The 12,740-nt window shown below is 37.7% G+C and carries 11 protein-coding genes; 4 read left to right on the forward strand and 7 right to left on the reverse strand.

Annotation, left to right across the window (positions count from 1 at the left end; genetic code table 11):
• Nucleotides 1-17: 17 nt before the first annotated feature.
• Both PYW34_RS07930 and PYW34_RS07935 read right to left on the reverse strand, forming a co-directional pair.
• Nucleotides 18-770, reverse strand: a complete 753-nt coding sequence (locus tag PYW34_RS07930; RefSeq protein ID WP_002289269.1) for a class I SAM-dependent methyltransferase — start codon at nucleotides 768-770, stop codon at nucleotides 18-20.
• A 363-nt stretch (nucleotides 771-1,133) separates the two neighbouring features.
• Nucleotides 1,134-3,800, reverse strand: a complete 2,667-nt coding sequence (locus tag PYW34_RS07935) for a cation-translocating P-type ATPase (protein ID WP_002294372.1) — start codon at nucleotides 3,798-3,800, stop codon at nucleotides 1,134-1,136.
• Nucleotides 3,801-4,140: 340 nt separating this feature from the next.
• Here PYW34_RS07935 and cls point away from each other — a divergent pair, with 340 nt between their 5' ends.
• Complete coding sequence (cls, locus tag PYW34_RS07940) at nucleotides 4,141-5,592, forward strand: cardiolipin synthase (protein ID WP_002294371.1); 1,452 nt, start codon at nucleotides 4,141-4,143, stop codon at nucleotides 5,590-5,592.
• 204 nt (nucleotides 5,593-5,796) lie between these two features.
• On the opposite strand, the gene thiD is transcribed toward cls, so the two are convergent.
• The gene (gene thiD, locus PYW34_RS07945; RefSeq protein WP_002334547.1) at nucleotides 5,797-6,612 is read right to left on the reverse strand and encodes a bifunctional hydroxymethylpyrimidine kinase/phosphomethylpyrimidine kinase; all 816 of its coding nucleotides are present in this window, start codon (nucleotides 6,610-6,612) and stop codon (nucleotides 5,797-5,799) included.
• A gap of 293 nt (nucleotides 6,613-6,905) precedes the next feature.
• On the opposite strand from thiD, the gene PYW34_RS07950 reads away from it, so the two are divergent.
• Nucleotides 6,906-7,181, forward strand: a complete 276-nt coding sequence (locus tag PYW34_RS07950) for a hypothetical protein (protein ID WP_002289474.1) — start codon at nucleotides 6,906-6,908, stop codon at nucleotides 7,179-7,181.
• A 426-nt stretch (nucleotides 7,182-7,607) separates the two neighbouring features.
• On the forward strand, nucleotides 7,608-8,063 hold the full coding sequence (locus tag PYW34_RS07955) for a Spx/MgsR family RNA polymerase-binding regulatory protein (protein WP_002289471.1): 456 nt from the start codon (nucleotides 7,608-7,610) through the stop codon (nucleotides 8,061-8,063).
• A 79-nt stretch (nucleotides 8,064-8,142) separates the two neighbouring features.
• Here PYW34_RS07955 and PYW34_RS07960 read toward each other — a convergent pair whose 3' ends face one another.
• The 4 genes from PYW34_RS07960 to PYW34_RS07975 all read right to left on the reverse strand — a co-directional run bounded on the left by PYW34_RS07960 (nucleotide 8,143) and on the right by PYW34_RS07975 (nucleotide 11,285).
• A complete protein-coding gene (locus PYW34_RS07960) occupies nucleotides 8,143-8,892 on the reverse strand; it encodes a permease prefix domain 1-containing protein (RefSeq protein WP_002289470.1) in 750 nt (249 codons plus the stop codon).
• Nucleotides 8,893-9,219, reverse strand: a complete 327-nt coding sequence (locus tag PYW34_RS07965; protein WP_002289468.1) for a PadR family transcriptional regulator — start codon at nucleotides 9,217-9,219, stop codon at nucleotides 8,893-8,895.
• 147 nt (nucleotides 9,220-9,366) lie between these two features.
• The gene (locus tag PYW34_RS07970) at nucleotides 9,367-9,807 is read right to left on the reverse strand and encodes a universal stress protein (RefSeq protein ID WP_002289467.1); all 441 of its coding nucleotides are present in this window, start codon (nucleotides 9,805-9,807) and stop codon (nucleotides 9,367-9,369) included.
• An 80-nt stretch (nucleotides 9,808-9,887) separates the two neighbouring features.
• Entirely contained in the window at nucleotides 9,888-11,285 is a 1,398-nt protein-coding gene (locus PYW34_RS07975; RefSeq protein WP_002294367.1) for a glycoside hydrolase family 1 protein, read from the reverse strand.
• Between the two features lie 152 nt (nucleotides 11,286-11,437).
• Between PYW34_RS07975 and celB the strand changes: the two genes are divergently transcribed.
• Complete coding sequence (celB, locus tag PYW34_RS07980) at nucleotides 11,438-12,709, forward strand: PTS cellobiose transporter subunit IIC (RefSeq protein ID WP_002294365.1); 1,272 nt, start codon at nucleotides 11,438-11,440, stop codon at nucleotides 12,707-12,709.
• Nucleotides 12,710-12,740: the final 31 nt, after the last annotated feature.

A 12,740-nucleotide genomic window follows, 5' to 3' on the forward strand; every position in this document is an offset into this window, starting at 1 on the left:
ATCATAAAAAGAACCCTTCACGAGTCGTGAAAGGTTCTTTTTTTATCTGCGGACCAAAGGAGCAGTCTATAGGTCAGCTTAGTCGTACTAAGGATTTCTCGTTTTTCACTGAATAGTTTGCGAATGTACCTGGTCACAACAGGATCTTTTGCGTACGCGTCATAGTATAGCTTCATCAATTCTTCAGTAATTGATTCCTGTGTAAAATAAGTAAAATCTTTTTTCTTCACTTTGAATCCTTCATCAATTAAGTATGTTTCAAATTGATCCATTACAACTGGCGATGTATTAGGATCTTCTTCTATCATTCCTAGTTGCTTTTCGATAGGATAAAAAACATCATCGATTGATTCCACTACTCTGATTATCACGCACCATTTGCTTGACTTTTTCATCAATTTTTCTAATTGAATAAGATGTACCAATGCTGGATTTGCTGCTGTAAAAACCATTTCATATGTCTCATTTGATTGGATAAATTCTTCTAACGACTGTTTGATAAAGGAAACATTTGGCAACTCATTTTTTTCTGCTTCTTTTTTTGCATTTTCTAGCATTCCTGAAGAAAAATCGATCAAATCATAGCGATTAATTTCTTTTGCTAAGGAAAGAAATCTGCCAGATCCTCCAGCAACGTCTGCTGCTGTTTCAGCAGGCAGGACTTTCTCCGTTTTCAGATAATTTTTTACATCTTCAGCAATAGTTACTTGCGATTCTTGCTGGATTTCATAATATTCTTCAGCAAATTCATCCCATTCTTTTTCATTCATTTGATTTCCTCTAATTTTTTGTTATATGTTTTCACTTTTCGGAATAAATCATTCTCCTCTTTTATCTATTCTATCTCTTTTGATGAATAATAAAATGATTGGCTTTCCGTCTATCATAAATAAAAAAAGGGACTGTGACCAAAGTCGTGTCAAAGTCCCTCTTTCCGAATAAACAGTGTCCAATCAGATGACCCTCAGTATTAGCTCAAAATGCTGATTTTACAACTTCTTCCTTAAACGGTGTTCTCCTGCCAACTCTTCGGTCACAAGTCACAATATTCAACAAACATGAGAAGCTGTTTGTTGAAATTGCACCTTGTGACTCAGAATTAAACGGCAGGCTCACAACCTCGTTGATTCGTTTTATTTATTTCCTTGTACTCGTACAATGATCAATTTAGTGATTTCCATCAAAACAATTGTCACAAGTGCGATTCCCATACATGTAAAGACTTCTGTCAATCCAAATGCTGATGGGATAGAGAAGACTTCTTTCAGTCCTGGGATCATTGTTAAGCAGTAAAGCGCGCTACATACAACTACAGCTAGTAAGACACTTCTGTTAGAGAAGAACCCTGCTTGGATAGCTGTTTGTGTGTTTGAACGTGCTGGGAATGTTTGCAATGTCCGACACCAAATCAATGTTGAAAATGACATGGCTACACCGAATTCAGGTGAATGCTGCATGCCAAGCCATTGAGCAAAGATAACAGCAATCCCAATCAGCACACCACGATACGTTACAGAAATCAATGTTTTGTCCGTAAAGATTCCTGAATTTGGATCTCTTGGCGGGCGGTTCATCGTAGCAGGTTCAGCTTTTTCTGTACCTAATGCAATTGCTGGCAGTGAATCATTGACTAAATTGATGAACAACAGTTGTAATGCTGTAAATGGATTGGACCAGTCAGCAACTAAGGCAAAGATGATCGCAATGATCGCACCTAAATTTCCTGCAAATAGATAAGAAATAGCTTTCTTGATATTATCAAACACATTACGTCCTACTTCTACTGCGCTGACAATAGAAGCAAAGTTATCATCCGTCAATACCATCGCTGCTGCATCTTTTGCCACATCTGTACCCGTTCCCATAGCAATTCCGATGTCTGCTTGTTTCAATGCTGGTGCGTCATTTACACCATCACCTGTCATAGCTGAGATATGACCTTTATTTTGCCAAGCACGAACGATACGAATTTTATTCTCAGGTGAAACACGTGCATAAACAGTGACTTTTTCTAAAACTTCGTTTAGTTGATCTTCTGTCAATTCATCTAGTTCCGTCCCGGTCAAAGCCAGGTTTCCTTCTTCAAAAATCCCGATTTGTTTTGCGATAGCAACAGCTGTTGTTTTGTGGTCACCAGTAATCATGATTGTTTTGATTCCTGCACTTCTTGCTTCTGTTACCGCCTGAGTCACTTCAGCACGTGGAGGATCGATCATAGCAAGCAAACCAACAAGGATCAAATCGTCTTCATCTTCAAATGATAAATCAAAATTATCAAGTGGACGGTAAGCAAAAGCTAGTACACGTAATGCGCGTGTTGAAAAAGCTTCATTTTGCTCTTGGAATTTTTTCATCAATTCATCCGTCATCGGAACGACTTCACCATTTAGCAATACTTTTTTACTGCGTTGGAAGACGATATCTGGTCCGCCTTTAACAAACAAGTAATTTTTGTTATCAATTGTGTGTCCAGTAGACATTAATTTTCGATCTGAGTCAAAAGGAAGTTCTGCTTGTCTTGGGTAGTTGTTTCGGATTTCCTGATAAGGCTGGTTTAATTTTTCACTAAAGTCGATAAACGCTACTTCCGTAGGGTCGCCCAATTTAGTACCGTCTTCACTGATCGATGCATCATTCGCTAAAACACTGATTTCGATCAAGCGACGTTCGTCAGCTGTCCATTTTGAAGGGTCATTTGTGAAATCCCCAGTATCGCCATTACCTAAAAAGTAGTCAACAACTGTCATTTTGTTTTGTGTCAATGTACCAGTCTTATCTGTACAGATGATACTTGTCGAACCAAGTGTTTCAACTGCTGGAAGCTTCCGAATAATGGCATGACGTTTTGCCATTTTATTCGTTCCCAAAGATAACACGATTGTTACGATAGACTGTAATGCTTCTGGAATAGCAGCTACGGCTACGGCTACGGCAAACATCACTGCGCTGACGATATCTGCAGTCATATCTCCTGTACCTTCTCCAAGATAAATACGAAACAGTTGGATACCTAAAATCAATAAAGACAATGCCAAAATAGCCAAACTTAGTTTTTTACTGAATTTATCCAGACCTCGTTGTAACGGAGTGACTTGCTCAGTTGTTGATTCCAAAAGGCCAGCAACTTGTCCGATCTCCGTATTATTCCCAGTTGAAGTCACTAAGAATTTACCGCGTCCGTAAGTTACGATCGTTCCACTGAATACCATATTTGTACGATCTCCGATTGGTACCGTACTTGTGATATCCGTTACTTCTTTTTCTGCAGAAGTCGACTCTCCTGTCAGCATACCTTCATCTACTTTTAATGATCCCGCATCTAGTAAACGTCCATCAGCAGGTACATAATCGCCTGCGTCTAACAACACGATATCTCCTACCACAAGTTCGTTTGCCGGAATCGTTTTTTCCTTACCATCACGAATCACTCGAGCATCGGGCGCTGAAAGGTTTTTCAACGCTTCTAAAGAACCTTCTGCTTTTTTTGTTTGGACAACACTGATTATAGAATTCAACATCAATACTGCAAAAATAACTAAGAATTCGATGTAGTCACCCATGACCATCTGAATCAGTGCGACAATCAGCAATACGATAACCATTGCATCTTTGAAAGTTTCTAAGAACAATTTCCAAGTTGGCTTCTTCGGCTTTTCTTTTAGCTGGTTCAAGCCATCTCTTTCTAATTTTTCCTTCGCTTGCGTGGTGCTCAATCCATCGGTTGAGCTCTGCGTTTGCTGCATCAACGAGTCGATCGTTTCTTTATAGACCGCTTGTTGTGCTTGTTCCTTGTTTTCCAAATTTCATCCCCCATTTTTTGATCTTGGCCCTAGTCCTGTCTGAAAAAAAAGAGACCTAAGACAAATACGCATTTGTCTTAGGTCTCACCATTTCATACAATACCAGAAAACCATTTGGTTAACTTACTGTTGATATTATCGCAACAAACGTTGCCGGTTACTCCCCTAAGGAGATATTCAACTGTACTAATATCCTACCTTATTAACCTACAAAAAGCAACTACTTTAGCCCGATTTACCTACATTTTCATGAAAGGAGTGAAAAGTATATTCACCTTGGTAGGCTTCTTTCTTCTATCATGCTATACTAATGTTATTGTATGTAAGGAGGAACATTTTTGTGGTATCTAGTATTATAACCGCCCTTTATCTATTAAATGCACTTATTGCTTTGGTGGCTATTTTGATCAAACCCCGAGATGTAGCAGCCATTTGGGCATGGCTCTTAGTATTGTTTGCCCTTCCTGGGGTGGGTTTTGTATTATATTTATTTTTCGGACGTGGATTAACGGATAAGAAAAAATTCTATCTCCGACAAAGTGACTTGAAAGAATTAGAAAACTTTCAGTCTTTTAGAGGAGATACCATTGAACATTACGATCCTGACATGGGCGATAAAGACAAACAGCAATTTGTCGACTTCTTCTCTTCATTAAATCGTATGCCGCTGACAAGAATGAATTCTGTCACTCTTCTCACAGACGGACAAGAGAAATTGGATTCACTGCTTCAAGATCTAAAAAAAGCCAAACATTCGATCCATATCGAATATTACGCATTTGTGACAGATAATATCGGCCAGCAAGTCTTACATGTTTTAGAAGAAAAAGCCGCAGAAGGCGTGGAAGTTCGAATATTATATGATGCATTTGGCTCTCATGGCACAAAAGCAAAAGATTTCAATCGTCTAATCAAAAATGGTGGACATGTCCATACATTTGTTACCTCACAAAAGGCATTACTTCGTTTCCGATTGAATTACCATGATCACCGAAAAATCGTTGTGATCGATGGAAAGATTAGTTATACCGGTGGTTTCAATATTGCCAATCAATATGTAAATACAACAAAAAAATTCGGCTATTGGCGCGATACGCATATACGGATTTTCGGTGCCGCTTCTTCTTTGCTCCAGCTTCGCTTCTTAACAGACTGGAACGTCTCGGTACCTGAAGAAAAAAAGGTCGGCTATCATTTGAATTATTTCTTTAAAAAAGCAGATCGAGATGAATCTAAGCTTGCTGATACATCCATCCAGCTTGTTTCAAGCGGACCGAATAACGAAAGGGAACAAATCAAGCTTTCATTTATCAAATTGATTACTTCTGCTAAAAAACGTGTTTGGATACAGACACCTTACCTTGTTCCTGATGAAAGTGTCATTGCTGCTTTAAAAATCGCAACTGCCTCTGGTGTAGATGTGAAAATCATGATTCCCAACAAACCGGATCATCCTTTTATTTATCGAGCAACACAATATTATGCTCGGCAGCTGATCAAGGAAAATGTACAAATCCTTGTCTATGAGAACGGCTTCCTCCATGCAAAAACATTGATAATGGATGATGAAATCTGCATGGTAGGTTCAGCAAATCAAGATATTCGTAGCTACCGATTGAATTTTGAAACAAGTGCTGTCATTTACGATCCTGAGTTTTTAGAAGAACTTGCTACTCAGTTCAAAGAAGATGAGACACATTGTTCATCCATGACAACTGAAACAGTCAAGGAAATGTCTAACTGGCTATTATTCAAGCAACAAATTTCTCGATTATTTTCTCCAATCCTATAATTTTTTTATTCAAGTAGAGAAAAATATACTAAGATTAAAGGGACTGTGACAAAAATCTTGTCACAGTCCCTTCTTCCGAACAAACGGTGTTCTCCTGCCAACTCCTCGGTCACAAGTCACAATATTCAACAAACATGAGAAGCTGTTTTTTGAACTTGTTCCTTGTGACTCGGAGCTGGACGGCAGGCTCACGACCTCTTTCTTTTACTCTAATTCACCAGCTGCCCAATGATTGATGGGTCCATATTTGTGCCCTACATTTATTTCTTCACGAATTGCACGGTTTACATAGTCTTTTGCCAATCGGATCGCTTGTTCAACTGTTTTTCCTTTCGCTAACTCAGCTGCAATACATGCAGATAGCGAATCGCCAGTTCCGTTGATCCGGTCGGTAGGATAAAATGGTGCATTTAACCAAAATGATTTTCCTGATTCGAGCAATACGTAGTCATTGACTGTTTCTTGCTGCGCATCTTTAGCATGATGTCCTTTGATCATAACGTTTTTTGCACCCATATCTTGCAGTTCTTTTGCTGCTTGCACAAAATCTTCTTCAGCTGCTAATGTCCGTCCAGTCAGCTTTTCTGCTTCATAAAAATTAGGTGTCAGTACTTCGGCCAAAGGGACAAGCTTTTCTTTCAAGCTTTGCAAAGCAGATTCTTCTAGTAAAAGATTTCCATGTTTCGTTACGATTACGGGATCCACGACTAATGGTCCAAATTCATATTTTTGGTAATTTTTTACAACTGTCTCAATCAACTTTGAATCTGCTAGCATACCTGTTTTAGCTGCACGTATTTGAAAGTCCTTCGCAATCAGTTCAAATTCTTTGTCGATAAAATCTGTTGGCAATGTCACACTTGCTCCGATTCCGTAAGAATTACCTGCAACACATGCGGTCATGACAGAAACACCGTAAACATTTCTTGTAAAGAATGTATGCATATCTGCTTGCATCCCTGCGCTTCCATCGCTATCTGATCCTGCGATCGTCATTGCTTGTACATACTGATCTTCCATCAAATCGATTCCTCCATTTTTATAAAAAGATTTTTCATAATGCTGTTACTGTTTCTATCATATGTTTTTCAAAGTATCCCTCAGTAAATATACCACTACCTTTTCTTGGTAATCAAATTTATTTGAAAAAACATTTGTAATAAATCAGAAAATAGTTGTCATTTGTTTGTATTCGCTATTCTAATAATAAATAACCACTATTTGATTTATATATATTTCAGTATCCTTCTTGTTTTCATATAACCAAAGGCGCTATGATTTCCATATGAAAAAAATAAAGTCAGGTGAAAAAAATGAAACTTGAGGATAAAAAAGTCATTTTGAAGAAAATCAAACGACTACCAGACCAAATAGATGGCTATACGATCTGTTCTTTCAAAAAAGACAGGAGTATAAAAGCTTATACGCAAAACACAGAAAAAGGAATAATCTATTTCCTACATGAAGAAGGTTACGATACCCAAACCTTTATGTTTACTGAAAAAAAAGAATTTCATAAACAGATGAAAAAACTGATTGAAAAAGAATTTCCAAGAAGTCATAAACTCTATGTGAATCAGCAATTTTAACTTCTAACTGTTCTTTATTAATTAAAAATGTTCTGTAATAAAATAAAACTTTATAACAACTATAACAAAACCAAATACAAAACAGAAGTTCTATAAGTTATAATCATAGTTGTTAGGTGATTCATCTAGTAAAAACACCAGATTTCAAATTTCACACAATTTAAACTAGATCAATCATCAACCTTCTTCAAATTGTTAGAACCCTTTCCCGAGGAGCTGCAGCATAAGCAAAAAAACAAACAGGAAGCCAAATGGCTAAGACATTTTTTCTATTAGTCTAGTTGTTTCTCGTCGCAAGTTTAAGACTTTAGAAAGTTATTTCTAATGATGTTTGGGTTGTTTTGATCAATGCTTATGCACAGCTCCTTACCTATTATTTATCTCAACAGATCTAACAAATTAATGGACTATTTAAGGAGTTTTTTTATGCTTACGATCTATTCTTCTCGCACACATAGTTACCATCTGATGGCAAACTGGCTGAAAGACCATCAAATGCCTTACAGAGAACGAATTTTCACACCTAAACAGCCTTTAACAAGGAAAGAGATATTTTATTTATTGTCATTAACAGAAAACGGATTTGACGATCTATTAGCTAAACGCTCGATTGATTATAAAAATTTGAAAGACCAAATCGACCAATGTACGACCTCAGAGCTTGTCGATCTGATCGTCTCGCATTTTACTTTGTTACAACGTCCCATCATTACTGACGGAAAGAAATTATTAGTCGGATTCAATGAAGATAGCATGCGTCTTTTTATCCCTGTACAATGGCGCAGAAGTCAACTGAAATCTGTCTATAACGATTTTACATGGGTAAGCAATCTAGAAAATTCTACGGATTTAGATGATGAATTTTTAAATTATTATATATAAAAAAGACTGTGACAAAAGCGTGTCACAGTCTTTTTTTCTACGCCGGATAAATAGAATATTTTTACAAATCTGAATACATTCACCAGTAATAAGCGCTTTGAGTGAATTGACGATAAGAATGACGGACTAGACTGCCATAAATGATCAAGAAGACACCCGTTCCTACCGTAACAAAAAATATAGAGGCACCGATACTACCATCCATATACCACATTAAAGAAGCCAAAAGTGGGAAAAGTGAAAAAATACATAATCCAATTCCTGCAATCAGTGAGAAGCCAAAACTTCGCTGATACTCTTCTTCTTTTTCTTTTGCTTCTGCTAATACTTTTTCAGGTATTTTCCGATGGTGCAAAAAGTGATTTAAACGTGTGATTTTCATACCAGAAGCAATAAAAAAACCGACAGCTAATGCTATACCGAAAATCAGACAAGAAATACCCATGAACACATATCCTGCTGAACAAAAGAAAAGAAAACTTGCAAAAGATAAGCTAATGAATAGAACACCTGATGCCACTTGGAGACTTGCCGCTCTGTATTCTTTCCAGTAGTTTTCTGCTTCGCTTAAATAAATAGAAGCTGTGTTTGTTTCCGTCTCGTCAGCTTGATGTTTTTTTTCGACATCTAGTTCTTCTAATAATTCATCGATTGAACCAAATGTCGAAATTACTGTACCGATGGCCTCCTGTTCATTTTTTCCTTCTCCCATCAATTCATGATAATGGTCTTCCATATTTGCCAACAAATCAGTTTTCAGCTTATCTATCTCGGTACTTTGAGGTACTCCGATAAAAAGACTGTCTAAATAATTACGGATTGTATCCATTTAATTTCCCTCCAAAAATTGATCGACTACGTCTTTCGTCGTCAGCCACTCTTGCTTTTTTTCTTCTAAAAGATTACGCCCTATTTCAGTGATTTTATAATATGTCCGCTTTTTTCCATGAGTCACTTCTCCAGGATACGAAACAATCAGTTGATTCTTTTCTAAACGGGCAAAAACGGAGTAAAGTGTTGTCTCTTTGATCACATAGGAATCATTTGTCCTCTCACGAATCGTTTTAGAAATTTCATATCCATAAGAATCGTTTTTGTTAAGGATCGATAAAATAATCGCATCATTGTATCCGCGTATTCCATCACTTGAAATCATTTTCTTTCCTCCATATTACTCCATCTGTCGTTGTAATTAGAATAGCATGATTACTTCATCAGGTAAAGTAATTTTTTACAAAAAAATAAAAGGAACAGAAAGCAAAAGAAGCGTTATGCTTTTTTGCTTTCTGTTCCCTTAATTTATTTATTTTACAACCATGACGTTACATGATGCGTGGTTGACTACATAGGAAGTAGTGGAACCTACTAGTGCACGTTCTACCGCATTCAGACCTGTCGCCCCCATGACAATCAGATCGATTGGTTCTTTCGATTCATGGAAATTAGCAATCAGTGTCTTTGGATAACCGTAAAGAACATATGTCTCGATATCTGTCAGGCCTTTTTCAATTGCCAAGTTTCGATGTTCTTTCATCTGGTTTTCCGCAACCTCATCCAATTCTTCCTGAAGGCTTGTTGTAACAAATGCAAAATCACCAAAGTAATTGCCTGTTACTTCATTGACATACAGGATGTGCAACGTTGCCTGATTTCGTTTGGCAATCGTGATTGCCTCAAGAAATGCTTTTTCTGCCTTTTCAGAACCATCAATTGCTACTAAAATATTACGATAAGTATCTACCATTGTAAACGCCTCCTTCACTGTTAGTGTAGCACGATTACAGTGTTAGAACAAACATTTTGTGAACGTTTTATCAAAAAATATCAGGCATCAAATCCGTTTTTTTCAGAGACCGTTTTAAACCAGCGACCTGATTTTTTGATCGTCCGTTTACCGTCTTGTGCCAAATCAACAGCGATAAAGCCATAGCGATTCTTATAAGCATTTGTCCAAGACCAGTTGTCCATACATGTCCACATGTGGTAACCCACACAATTGGTTCCTTCTTGGATTGCTTGATGGACGTATTTCAAATGATCCGTAACAAACTCGATCCGGTAATCATCTTCAATAATTCCTTCGCTGTTAACAAATCGTTCTTCTCCTTCGACCCCCATCCCATTTTCAGAAATATAGCATTTGATATTACCATAGTTTTCTCTTGTATTCGTTAAAATATCATAGATTCCTTTTTCGTAAATTTCCCATCCACGATATGGATTCATTTTTTTATTGGGCATGTCGTAATTATCAAAATAATCATCTGGCATGGGGCTATGTTCGTGATTGATTGGAGTTTCTTTTGCTTTGATTCGACGAGGCTGATAGTAATTGATTCCTAGCAGGTCAATCGTGTTTTCACGGATGAGTTCTAGGTCTCCTTCATGGATCTCTGGCATTATAGCCAATTCTTTGACAATTTCGATCAACTCTTGTGGAAACTCTCCTTTCACTGCAGGGTCAAGGAATGATCGGTTGAAGAATGCGTCAGCGATCTTCGCCGCTTTTACATCTTCTGGGTTCGTTTCATCTCTCGGATAGCTTGGTGTCAGATTCAAGATGATTCCGATCTCACCATCATGTCCGCCTTCATGGTAGGCTTTGATTACCTTTGCGCTTGCTAGATTCTCATGATAGCCTACTTGGACCGCTTCTTTCATATTGATATGATTTGGATAGTGGAATTGATACAAGTAGCCTCCTTCTACAGGTACGATTGGTTCATTATGAGTAAACCATTTTTTGACCAGATCTCCAAACAGTTCAAAGCACGCTGCTGCATAAGAAACATAAGCGTCGACCGTTTCTCTTGATAACCATCCGCCTTTTTCTTGCAGTGGTAGTGGCATATCGAAATGGTAAAGGTTCACAAAAGGTTCAATACCATTATCCAGCAATTCAGTAAAATAATCTCGATAAAAAGAAACAGCTTTTTGATTGATTTCACCTGTCCCTTCTGGAATCAAACGACTCCATTGGATAGATGTACGAAATGTGTTATGGCCAGTTTCTTTCATTAACTGAACATCTTCTTTGTATTTTGTGTAAACTTGCGAAGTTTTTTCAGGTCCTACTTGATCGAAGAATTTTTCAGGCTCTAATTCATACCAATGATCCCAAATATTTTCTCCTTTACCATCATCACTTACTCTTCCTTCTGTTTGCGGTCCGCTAGCAGCAGAACCCCACCAAAAATTTTCTGGGAATGTGTAGGTTTTCATTTTTTTACTTCCTCTCTTTTTTCTTGATACCGTAATCATAACGAACCCTAAAAAATAAATCAATACTTTTTATGAAAATGACTAGACATTTAAAATTTTTGGCGTTATACTTTGTATGTAATCGATTGCAAATAAATTTGAGGTGAATAAAAATGAACGGTTTTATGGACAAGCTTTCTGAGAAAATCATGCCCTTAGCTAATTTATTAGGGCAAAATCGTTACCTTACAGTGCTGCGGGATGCTTTCATGCTTTCCTTCCCTTTAACGATGTTCGGTTCGATCGTTGTCGTTATCAATAACTTGCCTTTTTTCAGTGACGCAACAAAGGGAACTTTATCGAATTTATTCGGTAATGGGCAAAATGCAACAATGAGCATCATGTCGGTTTTTGTTACTTTTGGTATCGGCTATTATTTATCAAAATCTTATGACGTTGAAGGTATTTTCGGTGGTGCCGTGTCTTTTGCCAGCTTCTTGATTCTTACGCCTTTTGCAATGAAAACCGCTGGCGGTGAAGATGTGACTGGTGTGCTTTCACTTGATCGTCTTGGCGCAAAAGGAATGTTCATTGGAATGATCGCTGCTTTCTTGGCTGGAGAAATCTACTGCAGAATCACGAAACGCGGCTGGCAGATCAAAATGCCTGATGGAGTTCCGCCTGCAGTAACAAAATCATTTGCCGCTTTGATCCCTGCTGTAGTGACACTAACTATTTTCTTAGTAATCAATGCTGTGATGACTGGTATTTTCAATGCTAACTTACATGACGTCGTTTATGAAGTGATCCAAAAACCATTAACTGGTTTGGGAAGTAGTTTACCTGCAACATTGATTGCTTTGTTCTTTGTCCAATTCTTATGGTTCTTCGGACTTCACGGACAAATCATCGTCAACTCTGTAATGGACCCGATTTGGAATACACTGATGCTTGATAACTTAGAAGCTTATCAACATGGAAAAGAATTACCACACATCATCACAAAACCATTCATGGAAACCTTCACTGTTGGTATTGGTGGCTCTGGAATGACTTTAGCTGTCGTTTTATTGATGGCCTTTGTTCTTAAAAAGAAACAGTATCGTGATGTTGGACGATTAGCTTTAGCACCTGGTATTTTCAATGTAAATGAACCAGCGATCTTCGGTCTACCGATCGTATTGAATGCAACAATCCTTATTCCTTGGGTTGTGGCACCTCTAATCGTAACGACGTTCAATTATTTGGTAATGGCTGCTGGACTTGTCCCTGCACCAACTGGCGTCTCTGTTCCATGGACTGTGCCAATCATTGCAAGCGGTGTCTTAGCAACAAATTCATGGCTTGGTGGTATGCTGCAAGTCATCGACTTTGTCATCGTTGCCTTTATCTGGTACCCATTCCTGAAAGTACTAGATAAACAACCAGATTTAGATATTGCTTAATAGATCATTAAGGGGTTGTGACAAAAACTTG

Source organism: Enterococcus faecium (assembly GCF_029023785.1).
Lineage (GTDB): Bacteria > Bacillota > Bacilli > Lactobacillales > Enterococcaceae > Enterococcus_B > Enterococcus_B faecium.